At 57.3% G+C, this 21,630-nt stretch carries 19 protein-coding genes; 12 read left to right on the forward strand and 7 right to left on the reverse strand.

Features of this window, described 5'->3' with window-relative positions; genetic code table 11:
- Positions 1 to 108: 108 nt before the first annotated feature.
- Positions 109 to 1,299: an LLM class flavin-dependent oxidoreductase gene (locus tag RLO149_RS02775; protein ID WP_013960533.1), complete on the reverse strand. Its 1,191-nt coding sequence runs from the start codon at positions 1,297 to 1,299 to the stop codon at positions 109 to 111.
- Positions 1,300 to 1,596: 297 nt separating this feature from the next.
- A complete protein-coding gene (locus tag RLO149_RS02780; protein ID WP_013960534.1) occupies positions 1,597 to 2,610 on the reverse strand; it encodes an alpha/beta hydrolase family protein in 1,014 nt (337 codons plus the stop codon).
- Positions 2,611 to 2,624: 14 nt separating this feature from the next.
- On the opposite strand from RLO149_RS02780, the gene RLO149_RS02785 reads away from it, so the two are divergent.
- Entirely contained in the window at positions 2,625 to 3,761 is a 1,137-nt protein-coding gene (locus tag RLO149_RS02785) for a helix-turn-helix domain-containing protein (protein ID WP_245538111.1), read from the forward strand.
- Positions 3,762 to 3,803: 42 nt separating this feature from the next.
- On the opposite strand, the gene RLO149_RS02790 is transcribed toward RLO149_RS02785, so the two are convergent.
- Entirely contained in the window at positions 3,804 to 4,412 is a 609-nt protein-coding gene (locus tag RLO149_RS02790) for a dimethylsulfonioproprionate lyase family protein (RefSeq protein ID WP_013960536.1), read from the reverse strand.
- A complete protein-coding gene (locus tag RLO149_RS02795) occupies positions 4,409 to 5,281 on the reverse strand; it encodes a LysR family transcriptional regulator (protein WP_158308134.1) in 873 nt (290 codons plus the stop codon). Before RLO149_RS02795 ends, RLO149_RS02790 begins: the two co-directional genes overlap by 4 nt.
- 189 nt (positions 5,282 to 5,470) lie before the next feature.
- Between RLO149_RS02795 and RLO149_RS02800 the strand changes: the two genes are divergently transcribed.
- The 11 genes from RLO149_RS02800 (at position 5,471) to RLO149_RS02850 (ending at position 17,415) form a co-directional block, all read left to right on the forward strand.
- Positions 5,471 to 6,793 carry an NAD(P)/FAD-dependent oxidoreductase gene (locus RLO149_RS02800; protein ID WP_013960538.1) on the forward strand — a complete coding sequence of 441 codons (1,323 nt, stop codon included), beginning with the start codon at positions 5,471 to 5,473 and terminating at the stop codon, positions 6,791 to 6,793.
- A gap of 97 nt (positions 6,794 to 6,890) precedes the next feature.
- Positions 6,891 to 7,931 carry a polyamine ABC transporter substrate-binding protein gene (locus RLO149_RS02805; protein ID WP_013960539.1) on the forward strand — a complete coding sequence of 347 codons (1,041 nt, stop codon included), beginning with the start codon at positions 6,891 to 6,893 and terminating at the stop codon, positions 7,929 to 7,931.
- A gap of 67 nt (positions 7,932 to 7,998) precedes the next feature.
- A complete protein-coding gene (locus RLO149_RS02810; RefSeq protein WP_013960540.1) occupies positions 7,999 to 9,066 on the forward strand; it encodes an ABC transporter ATP-binding protein in 1,068 nt (355 codons plus the stop codon).
- Positions 9,059 to 9,952, forward strand: a complete 894-nt coding sequence (locus tag RLO149_RS02815; RefSeq protein ID WP_013960541.1) for an ABC transporter permease — start codon at positions 9,059 to 9,061, stop codon at positions 9,950 to 9,952. The genes RLO149_RS02810 and RLO149_RS02815 overlap by 8 nt, the downstream gene beginning before the upstream one ends.
- On the forward strand, positions 9,952 to 10,776 hold the full coding sequence (locus RLO149_RS02820; protein WP_013960542.1) for an ABC transporter permease: 825 nt from the start codon (positions 9,952 to 9,954) through the stop codon (positions 10,774 to 10,776). Before RLO149_RS02815 ends, RLO149_RS02820 begins: the two co-directional genes overlap by 1 nt.
- A 1-nt stretch (position 10,777) precedes the next feature.
- Positions 10,778 to 12,394 (forward strand): GMC family oxidoreductase, encoded by a 1,617-nt coding sequence (locus RLO149_RS02825; RefSeq protein WP_044025179.1) that lies wholly within the window; start codon positions 10,778 to 10,780, stop codon positions 12,392 to 12,394.
- An 11-nt stretch (positions 12,395 to 12,405) separates the two neighbouring features.
- Positions 12,406 to 13,509 carry a mandelate racemase/muconate lactonizing enzyme family protein gene (locus RLO149_RS02830; RefSeq protein ID WP_013960544.1) on the forward strand — a complete coding sequence of 368 codons (1,104 nt, stop codon included), beginning with the start codon at positions 12,406 to 12,408 and terminating at the stop codon, positions 13,507 to 13,509.
- A 274-nt stretch (positions 13,510 to 13,783) separates the two neighbouring features.
- Entirely contained in the window at positions 13,784 to 16,156 is a 2,373-nt protein-coding gene (locus tag RLO149_RS02835) for a trimethylamine N-oxide demethylase (RefSeq protein ID WP_013960545.1), read from the forward strand.
- Entirely contained in the window at positions 16,153 to 16,554 is a 402-nt protein-coding gene (locus tag RLO149_RS02840) for a group II truncated hemoglobin (protein WP_013960546.1), read from the forward strand. The genes RLO149_RS02835 and RLO149_RS02840 overlap by 4 nt, the downstream gene beginning before the upstream one ends.
- Positions 16,551 to 16,937: a hypothetical protein gene (locus tag RLO149_RS02845; protein WP_013960547.1), complete on the forward strand. Its 387-nt coding sequence runs from the start codon at positions 16,551 to 16,553 to the stop codon at positions 16,935 to 16,937. Before RLO149_RS02840 ends, RLO149_RS02845 begins: the two co-directional genes overlap by 4 nt.
- 97 nt (positions 16,938 to 17,034) lie before the next feature.
- The gene (locus RLO149_RS02850; RefSeq protein WP_245538112.1) at positions 17,035 to 17,415 is read left to right on the forward strand and encodes a hypothetical protein; all 381 of its coding nucleotides are present in this window, start codon (positions 17,035 to 17,037) and stop codon (positions 17,413 to 17,415) included.
- 297 nt (positions 17,416 to 17,712) lie between these two features.
- On the opposite strand, the gene RLO149_RS02855 is transcribed toward RLO149_RS02850, so the two are convergent.
- The 3 genes from RLO149_RS02855 to glnT all read right to left on the reverse strand — a co-directional run bounded on the left by RLO149_RS02855 (position 17,713) and on the right by glnT (position 21,579).
- Positions 17,713 to 18,732: an IS110 family RNA-guided transposase gene (locus RLO149_RS02855; RefSeq protein ID WP_013960549.1), complete on the reverse strand. Its 1,020-nt coding sequence runs from the start codon at positions 18,730 to 18,732 to the stop codon at positions 17,713 to 17,715.
- A gap of 117 nt (positions 18,733 to 18,849) precedes the next feature.
- On the reverse strand, positions 18,850 to 20,187 hold the full coding sequence (locus RLO149_RS02860) for an NAD(P)-binding domain-containing protein (RefSeq protein WP_013960550.1): 1,338 nt from the start codon (positions 20,185 to 20,187) through the stop codon (positions 18,850 to 18,852).
- Positions 20,188 to 20,250: 63 nt separating this feature from the next.
- On the reverse strand, positions 20,251 to 21,579 hold the full coding sequence (gene glnT / locus RLO149_RS02865; protein ID WP_013960551.1) for a type III glutamate--ammonia ligase: 1,329 nt from the start codon (positions 21,577 to 21,579) through the stop codon (positions 20,251 to 20,253).
- Between the last annotated feature and the right edge of the window lie 51 nt (positions 21,580 to 21,630).

Here is a 21,630-nt window from a genome sequence, read left to right on the forward strand (position 1 = left end):
AATCAAGGATTTCAACGCGTTACGTGATACCTGATGTTTCAGGTATTTCGTCGGACGCTCTAGGCGGGCCTTGGGCTGCCGCATGCTGACATGCGGCAGCCTTGGATTTTATTCCGCCGGTTCGGCTGCTTTTGCGCCGCGGCTGTCTTTCTCTGCCGAGTAAATCTCCTGCGCGGTTTCGACGGCTTTGGCATGAACCGCTGCCAGTTCGGGGCGCATCTTTTGGGCCCGCACGGCGGCATTCATTGTGGACAGATGCTGGCCCTGAAAGTGCGGGAAGACTTCACGGGCGATCAACTCGTAGCTTTTGCGCGTGGCATCAAAATTCGCCCAATTGTGCGCGAGCATCAGATAAGCGCCAAACCCGCCATTAGATTGCTTCCACAACCGGTCGATTTGCGCCTTGCACATCTCTGGCGTGCCGATTGCGCCGAACCCGCTGTCATTGATGAAATCAATCATCTCCTTGGCGTTCTGGCCCGGCATGGACATCTGCGGGAAGGCGGCGATTTCCTGAAAGTAATTGAACCAGTGTTCAATCCCGTATTCCACATCGCGGCGCGCCTGTTCGGCAGTTTCCGCGATATGACACAGGCCGACAAGCCGCCATTTTGAGCGGTCTACCTGTTGCTTATGGTGTCGCGCCTCTTCCTCGATCACGTCCCAATGCAGGGCGAGGGCATCAAATCCGGCGGCCGTTGTCGCGCCGATGGAAATCAAACCGGTCCCATACTTTCCGGCCAGTTTTGGCCCAGTCGGTGAGGCAACGGCGGCAGTGGCCAGATCAAAGTTGGAATAGGGACGCAGGTGCAGACGCGCATCTTTCAACGTCCAGCGATCGTTCTCAAAATTCACCGGTTCGTCAGAGCGCAACAGACGCGTGATGATGTCCAGCCCATCTGCCAGCAAACCACGGGTGTCCTTCTGGCTCAGGCCGATCATGGCGGCGTCGGTCGGCAAGGAGCCGGGCCCAAGGCCCAGCATGACACGGCCGCGGGTCAGGTGATCCAGTTGCACGATCTTTTCTGCGACCCATAGCGGGTTGTGATAGCTGACGGAGACAACGCCGGTGCCCAGTTTGATCCGGCGCGTACGTGGCGCAGCACTGGCGATCATTATTTCAGGGCTGGCGGAAATCTCGGATCCGGCGGAATGGTGTTCGCCAAACCAGACTTCGTCATAGTCGCATCGATCCAGCCATTGCACCAGTTCGAGGTCTTGCTCCAGTGCCAATGTCGGATTGATACCCGGCTTGTGAAACGGTGCCAGAAAAATTCCAAAACGCATACGGTCGTTCATTCATGGTCCTCCCTTGATCGCCCCCCGGTGAAAGATGGGCGGCGTAGGTGAATGTTAACGGCATAGTTGAAATGGTCAAAATCATTTCAGTGCCGCGTTGATGCATCTTTGGTAGGGGTTTTCGGCCTCGTTCCGGCAGCAGCGGATCGGTTGCGAGCGTGCGCGCCCGGCACCGTTCGGTGCAGCCGCCTGTCGTACGACGAACAAACGCAACAGGGCTGGACCCCGCCCGCCCTCTTCAAAAGACCCTCCGGCGTCACGCGCCGAAGGGCGCGGAATACACCTGAAGTCGCTTGGCTATAATCCAAGCCCGGTCGCAACAGCGTCAATCAAACGCGCATGGGTTGCTTTACGATCAGTCCCTGCCGGGTCAGAGCAGATCGGGTCTTCTCCCTCTTCTTCCAGCATGCCTGTCGCCCCGGGTTTGCAGGTGCTCAGAAAGGTGAAATGATTGGCCGGGGCAATCTCGACATAGCGGGCATCTGGCAACCGATTGGCGAGGTTATTTCCCTCTGGTCCCACATCGGCAGCGCCCAGACGATCTGCATCGCCAAGATTGATCAGCGTGATACCGGGCAGGGCGGTGTTCAGACTTGCGGGATCCGCGGAACCACCAAACCCCGGGTCGATGATCACGGCGCGGCTGATGCGCTCATCGCGGGTGTCCGCGTCAAAGCCGGGATAGTCGGCAAACCGCACACCCCCAAGCTGGAAAAAGGTGCAATCGGCGGCATCAGGACCTGTTGCGCAGTTTTCATCCTGTTGTGCGCCGATGAATCGCACCCCGGCCAGCCCAAGCGATGTCGCACCCCCAAGCGAGAAACCAACGGTTCTGATCCTGTCCAGGTCGACATGGCGCGCGAAGGCAGGGTCCGCAAGGATCATGTCCAGTGCCGCCGACAGATCGGACGCCCGCGCTTCAAGATCGACCGAGCGGCGCGGTGAACTGTCGCCACTGGTGGAGCCGGGATGATTGACCGCAAGCACCATCGCCCCGCGATCCACCAGACCGCTTGCCAGCCAGCCCAATGTTTGCGCATTGCCGCCCGACCCGTGCGACAGCAGGACAAGCGGGTGTTGGCCATCCGCAACCGCAGCGCCGACAAAGGCAAAGCTCGGCTCGAAAATCGGGCCGTCGCCGACGGGGGCCCGGTAGGTCGGATTGGCCGCCGGATACCAGATTGACGCCGCGACCGGGGTGGCGCGATGGGCTGCGGACAGATCGAACCGGTCATATCCGGGCAGCATATCCGCCGCAGCGGCACATGCGTGTGACAAGGATAGAAGCGACAAGAGAGCAATACGTTTCATGAGAACCTCCGTTGATGAACGTTGTTGCCCTGATGCGCCAGATAGCGCCCAAGCCGCGTCCTATATCCGGGATAGAGGTCGCCACGATCCGGATTTCGGATAGAAGGGGGGGTATGCCGATGTTGCCGATACCTGCCTTCGTGGCCCTTGTGCTCGCTTATCTCGCCGGGCGTACGTTCCTATCCGGGGGCAGGAAGGTGCTGGTTTTCTTTATGGCCGCCTGTGCCGTGCAATCCTTTCTCGTGGCGCTGGTCGGTGGGTATAACGTGGAATGGCTGCGCCCGGTCCTGCCGGTAACTGCTGCGGCGATCCCGCCACTGGCATGGATCACGTTTCAGGATGCTCTGGTCCGCCGCCTGTCATTGCGCAATCTGTCTCTGCATGCGGTGGCCCCGGCCTTTGCGCTGTTCTGTCGCGTCTTTGCGCCCGAGACGTTGGACGCTGTCGTTCCCGTGATCTTCGTGGCTTATGGGGCGGCAATCCTGTGGCGCATTAGCATGTTTTCCGACATGCCGCTGGCACGCCTTGAAGCCGGAGAGACGCCCGGCGTGATCTGGAAAGTGCTGGGCTGGGCACTGATTGGCTCGGCCCTCAGCGATGTTCTGATCGCGCTGGCTTTCATGACCGGTAACGACAGCTGGACGGGCTGGATGATCACCGCCTCGTCATCGCTTGCGATGCTGTTGCTGGGATTGCTCAGCTGCAGCCCGGCGGCATCTGGTGCGGAGAACGATGAACATGAGGCCCGCGCTGCGCCCTCGCACGAATCTATCGCTGAGGATGATGAAATCCTCGCGCGCCTCGAAAGCTTTTTGTCGCGTGAGCCTTTGCATCTGGATCCTAACCTCAACCTGACACGCCTCGCGCGGCGGCTGCATTTGCCGGAGAAACGCCTGTCTGCGGCGGTCAATCGCGCGACAGGGTCCAATGTTTCCCGCTATGTGAATGCCTGGCGCATCCGGCACGCTTGTCATCTGATCGAAGCCGGATCATCCGTCACCGATGCGATGCTGGGGAGCGGATTCAACACCAAATCCAACTTTAATCGAGAGTTTCGCCGTGTAACCGGGGTGGCCCCATCTGCGTGGCGGCGCGGCGCGGACAGGGCGTCCAACGTGGCAGAGATATCTGGATCGCGGAAATCTATGTGACAGGGTGCGGCTTGTCCCCGGACGGCCCTCGGCAGTGATCTTTCAGACGGAGTACGACGACCCGTCGACATCACCAACCCACCCCCAAAGGGCCAGCATGGGTTCATCAACCGTCACGATGGAATGTGGCTGGTGCGATTTGTGATGCACAAAGCCACCGGGTGCTCTGGGGGTGTGCGCTTTATTCTCGACGCTCCAAAAGGCGGTGCCTTTCAGGATCAGGTACAGCTCCTCTGCGGCGTGATGGTGTTTGGGATAATGAAAGCCGTCCCCCTGTATCAAAAGGCCGATACGTATGTCGGGGTTCGGGAACAATGCGTCTGGCCCAATCAGTTCGGTGACTGCCAGTTTCTGCACCGCTTGGGCGGGTAGTTTTCCAAACCCCGCCTCGCGCCAGTGCAAGGTGTCACTGCATTCAGCCAACAGTGACATCAGGTCGGTTTCGGGGGCTGACATAAGCTCTGGCAATATGTGACAGGCCGGTACTCTTGCGGGGGCTAATACGGGTGGTTGCGATTGATCAGCGGACAGTGCGGCACTCATACGCCGTGCAATCTCCGTGTCATGTTGTTTCACCTCGGCAGATGCCGCCTGCATGAAGTTGGTCAAGTGGTCAGAAATGACCCTTTTGGATGCGCCGGCACGCGTCATAGGGCCAGCTGCTTGAGGGCTGTGCGGATACGTGTATGCATTTCAAGAACCGTGCGGCCAAGCGGCAGCCCCTTTGCGGTGATCACGGCGAGGTCATTATCAATACGGGGCACAAAAGGACGCCAGACGACGTCGTCCTGCAAATCCGCCTTGCCGTTTATCGGGTCCAGAATGGCGACGTAGTCACCGGCTGCCACAAGTTTACGTGCGATCGCGAAATAATAGGCCGTCGCATTGCGTGAGATAAGGGTGTTGGTATCAGCCAGAAGCGTCTCAAGTTGGCGGTCAATCTGATGATCGCCGGTAATGCTGACCACGGACCGCCCGGCAAGAGACGTCGGGTGTATCGTCTCAAGTGCGGCCAGCGGGTCGTCTTTGTGAACCGCGCAGACGCATTCGAAATTGAAGATCTCGGCATGCAGGCCGGCCACCGGCACGGGCAGGTCGATCAGCCCGATGTCGATTTGATGACCCGCAACCCAAGAGGCGATCTGGCGTGAGGAATGAACCTTTATATCCGTCTTTATATTGGGATGGTCGCGTTGGAAGGATGCCAACACCCGGGGCAGAAAGTTGAAAGCAAGCACACCGTTCGTGGCGATACTGATGTGCCCGGTTTGACCTGAAAGAATGCCCGCTGCGCGTTGCTTCACGAGCGAAATCGCTTGCAGACCTTTCGTGACTTCTTCGTGCAGCAGCATGGCTTCTGTCGTCGGTGTGAAAAAACCACGTTCGCGGTGAAACAGGCGAAACCCCAGTTCTGCCTCGAAATTGCTGAGCGCGATGCTGACCGCGGGCTGCGTCAGGTTGAGCTTTTCTGCCGCGCGGGACACGGAGCCGGCGTCAATCAGAGCGCTAAACACTTCCATGTGCCGAAGTTTCATCGTGCCCATTCGGTCGCTATTTGCATAAGTGAATCGAATACTTTGATAATTGAATTTAAATTGATTTAATCTCTTCTTGTTTCTAACGTCAACAGACAGGCCCCTTTCCAAAGCGCTCGGATATACTCTGGAATACGATTGGCGAGGGTAATCAGGCGTTTGGGGGAACGTAGGATGGCGGTGATCGAGGTGTTTGGAAAGGAGTGCAAGGACAGTTCATTCTGGCTGGACGACGTGCCTGCGCTGCCTGAATTACCGAGTGTTCCGCTGGAGGATGTCGATGTTGCCGTTGTCGGTTCCGGGTATACAGGCATGCATGCTGCGATCGAAACCGCAAGGGCCGGACGCAAGACAATGGTGTTGGATGCGCAAGAACCCGGCTGGGGGTGTAGCACCCGAAACGGGGGCCAGATCAGCACCAGTATCAAACCGTCCCTCGAAAAGCTGACGGCCAAATATGGGGCAACCCGTGCGCGTGCGATCCGCAAGGAGGGGGAGGCCGCGCTTGAATGGATCGGTGACTTTGTTGCCTCCGAAGGGCTCGAGTGTGATTTTCTGCGCAGCGGCAGGTATCACGCCGCACATACGCCTGCGCATTATGAAGAGATTGCGCGCGGTGCAGAAACCCTGAGCCGGACAGAAGGGATCGAAGCCTTTGCCGTGCCCCGTCACGAACAACGCAGCGAGCTTGGATCAGACACCTATCATGGCGGCGTGGTCTTTCCGCGTCATGCCTCGATCAACCCGGCGAAATACCATCGCGGTTTGCTGACATTGGCGCAATTGGCTGGGGTGCATGTCGTTGGCAACTGTGCGGTGACGGTCATCAAGCGAGACGCTGTTGGTTTTCTGCTCTCGACCGCCAAGGGGCAGGTGCGCGCGCGCGACGTGATCGTTGCGACCAATGGCTACACGGGCGGTGTGACGCCATGGTTGCAGCGCCGCGTCATTCCAATTGGCAGCTATGTGATCGCAACAGAACCTTTACCCAAGGCCCTTGTGCGTGAGCTTTTCCCAACGTCCCGGATTGCCAGCGACACGCGCAAAGTCGTCTATTACTATCGTCCGTCACCAGATGGAACGCGCGTGCTATTTGGGGGACGTGTATCGGCCAATGAGGCCGATACAGCGATCAGCGGTCCAAAGCTGTTTGCGGATATGTGTCGCATTTTTCCGCAGCTTGCGCCCTATGCCATCACCCATTCGTGGAGCGGGCAGGTTGCATATACTTTTGACGAACTTGCCCATACCGGCGTTCACGAGGGCGTGCATTATGCGATGGGCTACTGCGGAGCTGGCGTTTCAATGGCCAGCTATCTGGGCAAGCGACTGGGCCAAAAGGTCTTGGGCAGACCAGAAGGCATCACTGCCTTTGACGGGCTGACCCACCCGACGCGCCCGTTTTACACCGGAAACCCATGGTTTTTGCCCGCGACCGTTGCATGGTACCGCAGACAGGACCGGATTGAGAGCGAACGTGCTGCCGCATCATCGTGACTGAGACATCTGGGCGGCTATGATGCTGAACCGCCTGAAAAACAAAACCAACAAGGTGCCCCCAAACGGGCGCGTGAAAACAACAAGGAGGAAAATCATGAAAAGAACACTTGGTTTAACACTGGCAGCGGCGCTGCTGAGTTCGACGGCCTATGCACAAGAAAAGACCGTCACGGTCGCGTCATGGGGCGGATCATATCAGGAGGCGCAAAGCAAAGCGCTCTTTGAACCGGCGGCAGCCAATACGGGTATCGTCGTAAAACAGGAAACCTATGGAGGGATGTCTGACGTCCGCCTGCAGGTCTCGTCTGGTGCCGTGTCCCTAGATATTGTGGCCAGCGGGTCCGGGTCTGCGGCGCGCGCTGCTGCGGAGGGGCTTTTGGAAAAGCTGGATTACAGCGTCATTGATGTCTCAACTTTCTACGAGGGCCTTTACACGGATTACTGCGTTGGCGGTGACGTGTTTTCTACTGTCTACGCTTGGAACACGGCAACCTACGGCGATGACGGCCCGCAAAGCTGGGCTGATTTCTGGGATGTTGATAAATTCCCCGGAAAGCGCGCCTATCGCAACCGGGTGGCAGGGGCGCTTGAGCCTGCCATGATGGCGCTGGGCGTGGCACCTGAGGATGTGTATGCCGAGCTCGATTCCGAAGAAGGGATCGAACGCGCATTGGACAAGATCCGCGAGCTGAAACCCGAAATTGACGTGTTCTGGTCGTCCGGCGCACAACAGGCGCAGCTTATGAAAGACGGTGAGGTCGACATGAGCACCGGCTGGAACGGGCGTTTTGACAATGCGGCAAAAGACGGCGCGCAGGTCAAGTACAGCTTCAATCAGGCGCTGTTGGATTACGATTGTTTTGCGATCCCGCTTGGTGCGCCCAACAAGGATGTGGCGATGGAATTCCTCGCCGAGATATCAAAGCCCGAATACCAGGACGACCTGCCCACTTACATCACTTACGGCCCAACCAACAAAGCCGCCTATGACACCGGTGTGATCACGGCGGAAATGGCGGCAGGCCTGCCATCCTCGCCCGAAAACGCCGCGATGCAGCTGCCGGTTTCGTTGGAATGGTACGCAAAGTGGGAAACCATCGCGGATGAGATGTATCAGGAAATGCTGACTGAGTGATCAGAGCAGCACAGATTATGACCTGCGGGCCGTATGGCGGCCCGCAGCGTGAATTAAGGAATAGATTTTGACCAACGCACTGCCCATCACGGTCCGGAATGTGACCAAAAGTTACGGATCGGTGTATGCGTTGGACGACGTATCGCTCGATGTCAAAAGCGGCGAATTCCTGACCCTGCTGGGACCATCTGGTTCCGGGAAAACCACGCTGTTGATGGTTCTGGCTGGGTTTACACGTCCTGACAGCGGCAGTCTGAAATTCGGGGACGAAGAGGTCATCCGCACCGCCCCGCATCTGCGTGGTGTGGGAATGGTATTTCAGAACTACGCGCTGTTTCCGCATATGACCGTGGCCGGGAATGTGGGCTATCCGCTCAAGTTGCGCAAAACACCGGCGACTGAAATCGTGCGGCGCGTCGAAGAGGCCTTGGAGACGGTGCAATTGGGCGGCTTCGGTGAGCGTCGGATCGACCAACTTTCGGGCGGGCAAAAACAGCGCGTCGCACTGGCGCGTTCAATCGTGTTTGAGCCGCGCATCCTGTTGATGGACGAACCCCTGTCTGCGCTGGATAAAAAGCTGCGCGATCAGATGCAGATCGAATTGCGCAGCCTGCACGAAAAGCTGGGCATGACGACGGTCTATGTGACCCATGATCAGCGGGAAGCGCTGACGATGTCGGACCGTATCGCAGTCGTCAACCATGGCAAGATCATGCAACTGGCCACGCCAAGACAGCTCTATGATTTTCCGGCGAACCGGTTTGTCGCCGATTTCATTGGCGATTCCACCTTTTTGCCGGTGGACCGGCGGGGCGATCAGATCACTTGTGCCGGTATGGCGCTGAAATACGCGGGCGACGTACCACCAGCCGGGCCGCTGCTGTTGATGATCCGCCCGGAACGGCTGCGCCTTGGTGCGGCGTCCGGGACCGCGAATGTCTTTCAGGCCACTGTGTCCAATGTCGTCTACCAAGGCGACAGCTATCTGATGTATGCAAGGCTTTCTGACGGCACCGAGATAAGCCTGCGGGGCGGCATTCGCGGGGATATCGTTGCGCATCTGCCCAGCGTTGGTGATCCGGTCGCCCTGTCGCTTGAGGCGGCCGATACTGTGTTGATCAGCGCCGATGACTGACGCGTCCCTTGATCCTCACCAAAGCGAAGGCTTGCGGCGCGATGGCGCGCTGGAGCGGCTGAAGCTCTTTGGCCTTAGTTCGCCTGCGCTGTTGATGGTGCTGGTTGTTCTGGTCATCCCGGTGGGGTGGCTGTTCTATGTCTCCTTCATCGGGGCGGACGGGCAGTTCTCGCTGGAAAACTACGAACGCATGATCAAACGAAAATCCTATTCGAGGATTTTCGTGACGACCTTTCAGGTCAGTCTGCTGACCACGGGGTTGTGCATTCTGATCGGCTATCCTCTGGCCTATTTCATGTCACAACTGCCAAACCGCTGGGCAAACCTTGCCCTGATCACGGTGCTGGTGCCCTTCTGGACATCCCTATTGGTGCGGACATACGCATGGCTGGTGCTTTTGCAAAAGCAGGGGCTGGTCAACCAATGGGCCATTTCGCTGGGGCTCTGGGACGAGCCGATCAAGATGGTGCACAATATGACGGGCACCCTGATCGGAATGGTGCATATCATGCTGCCTTTCCTGATCCTGCCCGTCTACAACGCGATGAAGGCGATCGATCACGACTACCTCAAGGCCGCGTCCAACCTTGGTGCCAGCCCACGCCGCGCGTTTTGGACGGTGTTTTTTCCGCTGTCGATCCCGGGGCTTTTGGCCGGGTCGTTGATGGTCTTTGTCCTGTGCCTTGGGTTTTTTGTGACCCCAGCCGTTCTTGGCGGTGGCAAGGTGATCATGGTGTCGATGAAGATCGTGTCCAATATTGAGCTGTTCGTGAATTGGGGCGCAGCAAGCGCGCTGGGTGTGGTGCTGCTGGTGCTGACGGTTGGCATCCTTTGGCTGGCCTCGCGCTTTGTCAATCTGGGCAAGATGACAGGGGGCGGGCACTGATGCTGAAGTGGTTGAATAGCCCCGCGTCTGAGACTCAGGTCACCCACGGCCAGCGCCTTTGGCTTTATGTGTTTGCCGCCGTCGTGATGCTGCTTTTGGTGGCACCGACGCTGATCGTCATCCCGATGTCGTTCTCGGAATCCCAATATCTTGAATTCCCGCCTGAAACATGGTCCTTGCGCTGGTATCGCAACTATTTCGGCTCACCTGAATGGATGCAGGCCACGGCCACATCGCTCAAGGCGGCGGTTCTGACCATGCTGGTGGCGACGCCGGTCGGGGTGGTTGCGGCCTATGGGTTGCACAGTTCGCGCGTGCATTTTGTGCGGCTGGCCTATCTGATGCTGATCACCCCGATGATGGTGCCGGTTGTTCTCGTGGCGATTGGCGCATTCTATGTCTTTGTTCAGGTCAACCTGCTCTATTCCCTTACCGGTCTTGTTCTGGCGCATAGCGTGCTGGCCTTGCCACTTGTTGTGATTGTCACGGGCTCCGCACTCAAGAGCTATGACATGAATCAGGAGCTTGCCGCGCGCAGCCTTGGGGCGCCGCGGTGGAAGGCGTTTTTGACCATCACCGTCCCGCAAATCCGCTTTGCCATCGTGACGGCAGCGCTTTTGGCGTTCCTGACATCCTTTGATGAGGTGGTGGTGGCAATGTTCATTTCGGGCGGGGATAACCCGACCCTGACGCGCAATATGTTCAACGCGCTGCGTGATCAGATCGACCCGACGATTGCCGCGATCTCAACGATCATGATCATCATTACCTCCCTGATGATGATCCTTGCGCAGGTCTTTGGGCGCAACCCGTCGGATAAGTAGTTTGGAAGCGGTGGACTATGTCATCGTCGGTGCGGGGTCAGCAGGTTCGGTCCTTGCCAACCGCCTGACGCAAAGCGGCAGATATACCGTGCTGCTGCTGGAGGCGGGGGGAACCGACAGAAACCTCTGGATTCAAATGCCCATTGGCTATGGCAAGATTTACCATGATGCGCGGGTCAATTGGAAATACACCACCGAACCAAATGCCGGGCTTAAAGATCAGCGATCCTATTGGCCGCGTGGCAAGGTGCTGGGCGGGTCCAGTTCCATCAACGCGATGGTCTATGTGCGCGGACACCCACGCGATTATGCCGAATGGGAGGCGGTCGCGCCGGGCTGGGGGTGGGATGATGTGGCGCCGTTGTTTCAGCGTATGGAAGACTGGGACGGCCCGGCACATCCGGCGCGCGGTACGGCTGGCCCTCTGGCGGTGCATGATGTTTGGGGTGAAGTGCACCCGCTGACCCATGCCTATCTGCGCGGCGCGGAGCAGGCGGGTATCCCCCCAAACCGCGACTATAACGCGGGCGAGATGGAGGGAGCGAGTTGCTATCAGATCAATACCAAAGGGGGACTGCGCGCCTCCGCCGCGCGCAGTTATCTGATGCCTGCGAGAAAGCGCGCGAATTTGGAAATTCGCACCCGTGCCCATGTCACGCGCGTTTTGTTTGAAGGCAAGCGGGCGGTCGGGGTCGAATACCGGCACAAGGGTCAGGTCAGATCCGTAAAGGCGCGCGCCGAAGTTATTCTGTCAGGGGGTGCCATCGGCTCACCGCAGGTTCTGCAACTGTCGGGGGTTGGTCCGGGTGCCGTGTTGCAGGCGCAAGGGGTAGAAATCGTGCAGGACGCGCCGGCAGTGGGGCAGAACCTTCAGGATCATCTGGGTATTGATCACCTTTACCGCGCCCGTGTGCCGAGCCTTAATCAGCAGCTGCGCTCCCTGCCGGGCAAGATCAGGGCGGCTTTGCAATACGCGCTGAAACGCAAAGGGCCGCTCTCGCTCAGCCTCAATCAGGGGGGTGGGTTCATGCGCCTGTTCGACACATCACCGGGGCCTGATCTGCAGCTCTATTTCTCGCCGCTCAGCTACGCGCGCGCACCCGTTGGCGTGCGCCCCCTGATGAGCCCTGACCCGTTTCCCGGCTTTTTGATGGGGTTCAACCCGTGCAAGCCGACAAGTGTTGGGCATTTGCAGATTCAATCGCCTGACCCGATGGCGGCTCCGTTGATATACCCTAACTATCTGGACACAGCGGAGGATCGCGCGCTGATGCTGGCAGGGATCAAATTGATCCGCGAGATCGCTGCGACCCCGGCGATGCAGGCGGTAATCGAAAGTGAAGACTTGCCCGGCGTCAGGTGCACGCGCGACGAAGACATCGCTGCCTATATCCGGGAAAAATCGTGGACAGTTTTTCATCCCTGCGCGACCTGTCGGATGGGGATGGACCCCGCCGTTTCCGTGGTTGACGCGAGGCTGAAGGTGCACGGAATAGAAGGCCTCAGGGTGGCAGATGCCTCCATCTTTCCAACCATCCCGACCGGAAACACAAATGCCCCCGCGATCATGGTCGGTGAGAGAGCATCCGACCTTATTCTTGCCGGTGCCAAGCCCTGAAAGGACTTCATATGAAGCTGAAATCGATTGAGACCTTTACCACTGAGGCCGTGGGCTTTGTGCGCGTCACAACGCAGGACGGGGCGCAAGGATGGGGGCAGGTATCGACCTATCACTCTGACATCACCTGCACGGTTTTGCACCGGCAGGTCGCGCCTTGGATGCTGGGTCAGGACATCACGGATCTGGATGATCTGCTCGACATCGTGACAGAGCGCGAGCACAAGTTTCCCGGCTCTTACCTGCGCCGTGCCATGGCAGGTGTAGACACCGCAATCTGGGACTTGCGCGGCAAACAAGAGGGTAAACCCGTTGCTGAATTGCTGGGTGGCACACCGGGGTTGATCCGCGCCTATGCGTCCTCGATGAAGCGCGACATCACGCCCAGCGAGGAAGCGGACCGCTTGAAAATGTTGCGGGATACGCAAGGGTTCACCGCCTTTAAAATGCGTGCCGGTGCAGAGGTCGGGCGCAACCGCGATGAATGGCCCGGTCGCACCGAAGAGATCATTCCGACCATGCGCCGCGAACTGGGCGATGATGTGGATTTATTGATCGACGCCAATAGCTGCTACACGCCGGACCGCGCCGTTGAGGTTGGCCATATGTTGCAGGACCATGGCTTTTGCCACTTTGAGGAACCCTGCCCCTATTGGGAACTCGCGCAGACAAAACAGGTCACTGAAGCTTTGGACATTGACGTGACCGGGGGGGAACAGGACTGTGATCTACCGACTTGGCAGCGCATGATCGACATGCGGGCCGTGGATATCGTTCAGCCCGACATCCTGTATCTCGGGGGCATCTGCCGCACGCTGAGGGTCGTTCAGATGGCAAAAGCTGCCGGTCTCCCCGTGACGCCGCATTGCGCGAACTGGTCGATGGTGACCTTGTTCACGATGCATCTGCTGCGCGCCATTCCGAATGCCGGGAAGTATCTGGAGTTTTCAATCGAAGGGCCTGATTATTACCCTTGGCAAGAGGGGCTGTTCGTTGAAACGCCCTATGGCATCAAAGACGGGCATGCGCGTGTCACGGACAGACCCGGATGGGGTGTGGAGATTTCCCCGGAATGGTTGGCCAAGGCGCAATATCAGGTGAGCGAATTGGTATGAACTGACTATCGTTGATGGTTGTGTTATGCCGCAAGCAGTGCGGATTTGACCGCAGAACCACGCAACTGTTGCAATCATAATGTCAAACCTGTGGCGATGATACGGGCGCGCATGCCTATGCCACACTGGCAATCGTCATCAGACAATACCCCTGATCCCGCTAAAAGAGAGGCAGGTGCGTTAAAATACTTGCAGTGAAAACCGACGCATGCTTATTCTTAAAAATAAATTTTTATTCCGGTCGTGCAAATAAATAGCTGGGACATGATGCGATATGCTTGACGAAATATATGCCAACGTGCGTCCCGGGCCGCCTTCACCCAGCAAAATCTACCTGCCGTCGCAGTTTACCTTGCCGCCCGGCACCGAAAGATACGTGGTGGAGGGTATGGGTGCCGTTTTGATCCCGGTATTCGCAGGCGATGCGATTACACTGATCAATGACGAAGGTGCGCAGATCTGCGAAGTTGTTGCGGCTGGAAAAGGTGGCAAGATCGATCCGGCGATCCTGAACGCTCCGGGCAATGCACAAGCCGAAGGGCTGCGCCGATTGTTGCTCAGCAGTGATCAATCCTTGCGCGGATTGCGGATGGGGCTTGAGGCGCGCGGCATTGACTTGTCCGATGCGCCTGCGGTGCAGATATTTGCGAGCGACACGCCCGCCGGATCACAAGAAAGCCTGCGCGTGGAACGGGATGGCAGCCTGATTGTTGCTGCACCGGGGTTGCCCATGGACGCAGAGCGTCAGAATACAACCACGCCGATCACGGTCATGGTCACACGCGCGGTGATCAAACGACACGCCAGTTTTGAGGCGCCGGACCCGCTTGCCGATCCGATTGACGATATTCGTGTCCATACCCAGACCGCAGAGGCGTATTTTGTCAAAGCGGGCGACTACATCCAGATCATTGATGTGGATGGCCGGCAATGCACTGATTTCGAGTGTTTTTCGGCCCGCAAACTCGACAAGGGGATCGAGCACGCATTGGATGTGACGACCACGCGCACGCTGATGGGGCATGCCTATCCGATGCCCGGTCTGCACGCAAAATACTACGATCAGGAGATGCTGCCGCTGGTCGAGGTCGTGCAGGACACCTGCGGTCGCCATGATGCCTTTGCATTGGCCTGTTCGGCGAAATACTACGATGACATCGGCTATCCCGGCCACGTAAACTGCTCTGACAATTTCAATGGTGCGTTGGAAAAGTTCAATGTGACGGGCCGTCCCGGGTGGATGGCGATCAACTTCTTTTTCAACACCTTTCTGGATGAGCATGGGGTGATGTACTCGGACGAACCGTGGTCGCGTCCGGGTGACTATGTCCTGCTGCGCGCTCTGACCGATATCGTCTGCGTTTCATCTGCCTGTCCGGATGACACATCCGCTGCAAACGGGTGGAACCCAACTGATATTCACGTGCGCACCTACTCTGGAAAAGAGACCTTTCAACGCGCTGTTGCGTACCGTCCCACCCCTGAAGCAGAGCCCAAAATGACAAAACAAACCGGATTTCACGAGAGCTTTGCCAAGCACACGCGCAACTTTTTTGAATACAACGGCTATTGGCTGGCCAGTTGTTACGCCGAGACCGGGCCGATCGAGGAATACCACGCCTGCCGCGAAAAATGCGTGATCATGGACCTCAGCCCGTTGCGAAAATTCGAAATCACAGGGCCTGACGCCGAAGCGCTATGCCAGTATATTTTCACCCGAAACATGAAGACATTGGCCGTGGGCGGCGTCGTTTACACCGCGATGTGCTATGAACACGGTGGCATGATCGACGACGGAACGGTGTTCCGGTTGGGCAAAGACAATTTCCGCTGGATCGGCGGAAACGATTATGGCGGGGAATGGATCAGGGAACAGGCGGAAAAACTGGGCCTGAAAGTTCTAATTCGCTCATCCACAGATCAGCTTCACAATGTGGCGGTTCAGGGTCCTGAAAGTCGCGACCTGCTGCGCAAGCTTGTCTGGACCGCACCGCATAACCCGGAGTTCGACCAGCTTGGATGGTTCCGGTTTTCACCGGCGCGGCTTAATGATGAATCGGGCACGCCTTTCGTTATCTCGCGGACCGGCTATACGGGCGAATTAGGGTATGAGGTCATGTGCCACCCCAAGGATTGCGCAGAGATTTTCGACGCCATTTGGGAGGCCGGGCAGGCGCATGGGATCAAACCCATGGGGCTGGAAGCCTTGGATATGGTGCGCATCGAAGCGGGCCTGATCTTTGCGGGTTATGACTTTTCCGACCAGACCGATCCTTTTGAAGCCGGCGTCGGTTTTACGGTCCCGTTGAAGTCAAAGACGGATGATTTCATTGGCCGCGACGCGCTCCTGCGGCGCAAGGAAAATCCGATGCGCAAGCTGGTGGGCCTTGAAATAGACAGCAACGTGGATGTGGGACATGGCGACTGCCTGCATGTTGGCCGCGCGCAGGTGGGCGAGGTGACGTCGTCCATGCGGTCCCCGCTATTGGGCAAAAACATCGCGTTGGCGCGTGTTGACGTGGCACACGCCGATGTGGGCACGGTATTGGAAGTGGGCAAGCTTGATGGTCACCAAAAACGTCTGCCCGCTGTTATCGCACCGACCGTCGCCGCTTATGACCCTGCCAAGGAACGCCCCCGCTCATGACACAAACCATGCTTGATCAAATCGGTGGAGAGCCCGGGTTGAGTGAGCTGGTGACCCATTTTTATGATCTGGTCGAAACCGAACCTGAGGCGGCGCGTCTGCTGGCGTTGCATATGGATGGACATGGTTTGGAACATACGCGCGAAGAGCAGTTCAATTTTCTGTCCGGCTTCATGGGCGGGCGGCAATATTACCTTGAGAAACACCGCCATATGAACGTGCGCGAGATCCACGCGCATGTGCCCATTCTGCTGGAGGATGCGGAATTGTGGCTGACTGTGATGGACCGAACCTTGAGCGATCTGGGCCATTTGGGTCCCAAAACGGAGCGGCTGCGCACCACTTTGCGAAAGGTCGCTTTGCTGTTGGTGAACGATGGAAAGGTGCCGGGGGCATGAGGGCTGTCAAAACCGTGTCCTGCGTGGCGGTCATGCTGCTGTGTGCGCTTCCGGCGCTGGCCCAAGCGGTCAAGCTGAAAGCCTACGAAATCGAGGCGCTGTTGTCAGGGAACACGGTCTTTGGCCAATGGGATGGCGCTGATTACGTTCAGTTTTTCGGCAAAGAGGGAAAAACCGTTTATGCACAGCCAGATACGGCGTCCCTCTATGGAGAATGGCGCGTCGACGCAGAGCGTGACGAATTTCAAAGCATCTGGCCAGACGATGCGGACTGGGAAGGCTGGTTCGTGATGGAGTGGGACGGCGATTTTTACTGGGTCAGCAAATCAACGCCGCCAACGCTTTTTCGTGTCGAAGAAGGAAACCAGATGGTACGCGAATAGCATGTACCCTCTGATCAATCGAATGTGCCTCAGGCGAAACCGTCGACTCTACGTTGTGCTCTGGCTGTTTGCACTGACGTCAGCTGGTAGCGCGTCCTTGGCGGGCGATTTCTGCACCGAACTGGAGAAATACCACCCGTCGCAACAGGGTGACATGTCCCTGTTTGAGGCGTCAGGTATGGCATCCGGCGCTGTTTGTGCCACGTCGCGTGCGCTTTCCGGGGCTGTGTCAAACCACTGCTATTGGTCGTTTCCTTACCGATCCGCCGCAAGCACGCAGAGCTTTGACGCTGTGGTTCAGCGGGTCGCTGATTGTGCCAATGCGCAAGTGTACTCCAAGGAAAATACGGTCAACCACCCCGATACCTACGATTTGCGCCGTTTCACGATTGCGGGCAAGATCGTCGATGTATCGCTCAAGGACAAAGCCGCTTTGCAGCAAACCATCGTGTTCTTGCGTATCTCTGGCGCGCCTTAACTGCGCTGTTTTATGCGTGTCAGGTCAGATGAAACGCGACCGCCGCCGAATGCCCTGTGTGGATAGCTCCTGCATAGCAAGACATATTTGAAGTAATTTCGCACTGGTCAGAAGCAGACGTGTGTCCGGCCTGTTTGCGCGGCACTCGTAGCCGCCGGCCCTGATGGTTTCCGCGACCAAGTCCCAAACGGCTTATCGAACAACAATGTGTCCTGGACATTCGACGGGGTGTCTTGGTTGGCGGGCTGACTGTGCGCCATCATTTCGTAGGTCTTGCTGTCTCGGGTGTTCCTTTTGTTAGGCTGTGTGAGGCCGGTAGTATTCGTTCTTGGTTAACACCGCCCAGACAATTCGAGCAGTCTTGTTTGCCATTGCAACGGTCGCCAGTCGAGCAGGTTTGCGCTCAAGAAGGCCGATAGCCCATGGATCGACGCGGTCAGGATTCACTTTCATTTGCCGCAATCTCGCTGTCATCCCGGTCACCAAAAGACGCCGAATGTATCGGTCACCCATTTTTGTGATCCGTCCTAATCGTTCTTTTCCGCCACTCGACATGTTCAGAGGTGTGAGCCCCAGCCACGCTGCAAATTGTCGACCATTCTTAAACTGTTTTGCGTCGCCGATAGTGGCAACAATGGCGGACGCGGTCACAGGGCCAACGCCTGGGATCGTGCGCAACAGCATAACGCGTTTGTCCAGTTTCGAATGAAGTCGCATGCGCATCTCGTACCAGCGGAACCGGAGATGCATAGCGACAAGTTGGTGGCTAAGTTGTTTCAGAACATCAATTGCGATTTGCGGAAGGGCGGGCTTTTCTCCCTCCAGAACACCTTTGGCGTATTTGACTGCGGCTCCGGTTCCTTGTGGAATGATGACACCAAACTCGGCGAGCAAACTGCGAAGCATGTTGCTGAGTTGTGTTCGTTGCCTGACGATCAAATCGCGCGCACAATGCAGGAACAAGACGGCCTGCTGTTCCTCGGATTTGGGCGCAACAAACCGCATCGTCGGGCGTGTCACCGCTTCACATATAGCTTCGGCATCATTCGCGTCAGATTTGCCGCGTTTGACATAGGGCTTCACATAATTGGCTGGGATCAAGCGAACATCGTGCCCAAGCTTGGTCAGTTCTCGCGCCCAATAGTGGCTGGACCCGCATGCCTCCATGCCGATCAAACAGGGCTCCAGATTGATGAAGAACTGCATGAGTTGTGCGCGCCGGATCGCTCGATTGAAGACAACCTCTCCATCCTCAGTAATTCCGTGAACCTGAAAAACATGTTTGGCCAGATCGATACCGATTGTTGTAACTTGCATTGGGTAGCTCCTTTCATAGCAGTGATAGACAACTGCAGTATGGCGCATTGCGACGCCGGGTGGAGCAGGAGCTATCCACACCAACCGGGGCGGTTTGCTGCAAGACAAGAAAGTGCATCAGTTCTGTAGATAGACCTCAAGACTGTCGTCCAGCGCGTCTTTCCACGGCGTGTGATGCTTGGGGGCCATGGTCCCTGTGATCACAGATTTATACCCGTTGTCACGGAACGTCATGATGTTCTTCTTTTTGTGACCCTTCCATTCCTTGAAGGCCTGACAGGCCCCTTCCAGATCAAAACTCGGATAATCCGTTTCCGCGATCAGTTCCTTGACGTAATCACCCTGATACCAGATGGCATCATAGTCATCTTCTCCGGCATCCTCACGGGCCACGCGTTCTTCGACATCGGCAAGCATCGTGGCGCGGTCGGGCAGGGCGATCCGGCCGAGCATCACATCACGCGCCCACCACGCCTGCGCGTCGAACATGTTGAAGGTGAACCACTGGTCCTGCATCCCGAGGTAAAAGAGGTTCGGATTATCAATCCATGCGACACCCTTGTACAGGTTCGCCGTCGCCAGCCGGTTCGCCGTGCGCAGGCAGAGGTTGTCGGCCATGAAAGGGAAGTGGTGCTGGTAGCCGGTACACAGGATGATGGCGTCAACCTTGCGGGATGTGCCATCCTTGAAATGCGCGGTGTTGCCGTCAACCTTGAGAAGCAAAGGCACTTCTGCCCAGTTATCGGGCCAGTCATATCCCATGGCGGCGGTACGATGACTGACCGTGATGGATTTTGCGCCGTATTTCCAGCATTGGGACCCGATGTCTTCGGCGGAATAGGAGGTGCCGATCAGCAGAAGGTCCATGTCTTTGAATTCCAGCGCATCACGGAAATCATGTGCATGCAACACGCGGCCCTTAAACGAATCAAAGCCCTCGAACTCCGGCACATTGGGTGTCGAGAAATGCCCCGATGCGCAGACGACGTAATCAAATACCTCTTCGTATTCATTGTCACCGGGCAGGTCTTTTACCTTGACCGTGAACTTGCCGTCGTCCGTTTCTTCAACACTGCGGACCGCCGTTTCAAACCGGATCAAGTCACGCACACCAGCCTTTTTCACGCGGCCTTCGATGTAGTCAAAGAGCACGGCGCGCGGCGGATAGCTGGCGATCTGTTTGCCGAAGTGTTCTTCGAACGAGTAATCCGCAAATTCCAAACCTTCTTTGGGGCCATTGGACCACAGATACCGATACATCGACCCATGTACGGGTTCGCCATACTGATCGAGACCTGTGCGCCAGGTGTAGTTCCACAATCCCCCCCAGTTGGACTGCTTTTCGAAACAGACAACTTCGGGGATGTCCGCGCCTTTTTCCTTGGCCGACTGAAAGGCGCGCAGTTGTGCCAAACCTGATGGGCCTGCACCTATGATTGCAACTCGTTTTGTCATTTAGTGTCTCCTGCAGTACTGAGTAGATGTGAGGGCTTAAGGCGCGCAGGCCTCTGTCTTTTCTCAGATATCCAACGTGTTTTCTTTTTCCCATCCGCTGAAATAGGATGTGAAATCATGCCACTCTTGCGTTTTCAATTTCAGGTACGCCGCCGAGAATTCGGCCCCCATTGCTGCTTTGAGGCCCTTATCCTTGTCATAAGCGCGTAGCGCATCCAGCATGTTCAGAGGTAATTTGGGCGCACCGCGCACCTTGTGACCCTCGGCATACATATCAATGTCATGGCGCTTGCCGGGGTCCGCCTTGGAGCGGATGCCTGACAGGCCTGCGGCAATGATAATCGCTTGCAACAGATAAGGGTTTGCCGCCCCGTCCGGCAGGCGCAATTCAAAGCGGCCCGGCCCGGGCACGCGGACCATATGTGTGCGGTTGTTGCCCGTCCACGTCACAGTATTGGGCGCCCATGTGGCCCCGGAAGTCGTGCGGGGGGCGTTTATGCGTTTGTAGCTGTTCACCGTCGGGTTGGTGATGGCTGCAAGTGCTGAGGCGTGTTTCATGATCCCGCCAAGGAAGTGCTTGCCGCGCTCGGACAGGCCAACCTCGCCGGTCTGTCCTTCGCCTTCGCCAGCGAAAACATTCACTTTCGATGCGGCTCCGGGGGCATCCCAGACTGAAATATGCGCGTGACACCCGTTGCCGGTCAGACCTTCGATCGGCTTTGGCATGAAGGTGGCGCGCAGGCCGTGCTTTTCAGCCACGGATTTCGTCATGAACTTGAAGAATGAATGCTTGTCGGCGGTCTGCAATGCATCGTCAAAGTCCCAGTTCATCTCAAACTGGCCGTTGGCATCCTCGTGGTCGTTCTGATACGGGCCCCAGCCCATATCCAGCATGTAATCACAGATTTCACGCACCACATCATAGCGACGCATGACGGCCTGTTGATCGTAACAGGGTTTTGCGGCGGTATCGAATTCATCACTGATCTGACTGCCATCAGGGGTCAGCAGGAAAAACTCCGCTTCGATGCCGGTCTTGACATGAAGACCTTCATCTGCAGCTTCGTCCACCAAGCGGCGCAGCACGTTGCGCGGCGCTTGGGCGACTTCCTGCCCTTCCATCACGCAGTTTGCGGCAACCCATGCGACTTCCGGTTTCCAAGGCAGCTGGATCACGGAGGACGGGTCAGGCACGGCCAGCATGTCCGGATGGGCTGGCGTCATGTCCAGCCATGTCGCAAACCCGGCAAACCCGGCACCGTCTTCCTGCATATCCGCGATGGCTTGCGCGGGGACCAGCTTGGCCCTCTGCCCACCAAACAGGTCGGTGAAAGAGATCATAAAGTACTTAACGCCTTTTTCTTTTGCAAAGGCCGCCAGATCAGTTGTCATGTGTTTGTCCCTATCAGTCGTAAAACGGGCGCGTGCCAATGGCCGCGCCCT

The sequence above is a fragment of the Roseobacter litoralis Och 149 genome, from assembly GCF_000154785.2.
In the GTDB taxonomy this organism is placed as follows: domain Bacteria; phylum Pseudomonadota; class Alphaproteobacteria; order Rhodobacterales; family Rhodobacteraceae; genus Roseobacter; species Roseobacter litoralis.

What these genes read in the sequence shown, in the direction of transcription:
- RLO149_RS02830 (WP_013960544.1), top strand. Translation starts at nt 12,406, where the DNA reads ATGAAGCTGAAATCGATTGAGACCTTTACCACTGAGGCCGTGGGCTTT.
- RLO149_RS02860 (WP_013960550.1), bottom strand. Translation starts at nt 20,187, where the DNA reads ATGACAAAACGAGTTGCAATCATAGGTGCAGGCCCATCAGGTTTGGCA.
- RLO149_RS02845 (WP_013960547.1), top strand. Translation starts at nt 16,551, where the DNA reads ATGAGGGCTGTCAAAACCGTGTCCTGCGTGGCGGTCATGCTGCTGTGT.
- RLO149_RS02855 (WP_013960549.1), bottom strand. Translation starts at nt 18,732, where the DNA reads ATGCAAGTTACAACAATCGGTATCGATCTGGCCAAACATGTTTTTCAG.
- RLO149_RS02795 (WP_158308134.1), bottom strand. Translation starts at nt 5,281, where the DNA reads ATGGAAGTGTTTAGCGCTCTGATTGACGCCGGCTCCGTGTCCCGCGCG.
- RLO149_RS02800 (WP_013960538.1), top strand. Translation starts at nt 5,471, where the DNA reads ATGGCGGTGATCGAGGTGTTTGGAAAGGAGTGCAAGGACAGTTCATTC.
- RLO149_RS02840 (WP_013960546.1), top strand. Translation starts at nt 16,153, where the DNA reads ATGACACAAACCATGCTTGATCAAATCGGTGGAGAGCCCGGGTTGAGT.
- RLO149_RS02805 (WP_013960539.1), top strand. Translation starts at nt 6,891, where the DNA reads ATGAAAAGAACACTTGGTTTAACACTGGCAGCGGCGCTGCTGAGTTCG.
- glnT (WP_013960551.1), bottom strand. Translation starts at nt 21,579, where the DNA reads ATGACAACTGATCTGGCGGCCTTTGCAAAAGAAAAAGGCGTTAAGTAC.
- RLO149_RS02775 (WP_013960533.1), bottom strand. Translation starts at nt 1,299, where the DNA reads ATGAACGACCGTATGCGTTTTGGAATTTTTCTGGCACCGTTTCACAAG.
- RLO149_RS02835 (WP_013960545.1), top strand. Translation starts at nt 13,784, where the DNA reads ATGCTTGACGAAATATATGCCAACGTGCGTCCCGGGCCGCCTTCACCC.
- RLO149_RS02780 (WP_013960534.1), bottom strand. Translation starts at nt 2,610, where the DNA reads ATGAAACGTATTGCTCTCTTGTCGCTTCTATCCTTGTCACACGCATGT.
- RLO149_RS02790 (WP_013960536.1), bottom strand. Translation starts at nt 4,412, where the DNA reads ATGACGCGTGCCGGCGCATCCAAAAGGGTCATTTCTGACCACTTGACC.
- RLO149_RS02820 (WP_013960542.1), top strand. Translation starts at nt 9,952, where the DNA reads ATGCTGAAGTGGTTGAATAGCCCCGCGTCTGAGACTCAGGTCACCCAC.
- RLO149_RS02815 (WP_013960541.1), top strand. Translation starts at nt 9,059, where the DNA reads ATGACTGACGCGTCCCTTGATCCTCACCAAAGCGAAGGCTTGCGGCGC.
- RLO149_RS02785 (WP_245538111.1), top strand. Translation starts at nt 2,625, where the DNA reads ATGAACGTTGTTGCCCTGATGCGCCAGATAGCGCCCAAGCCGCGTCCT.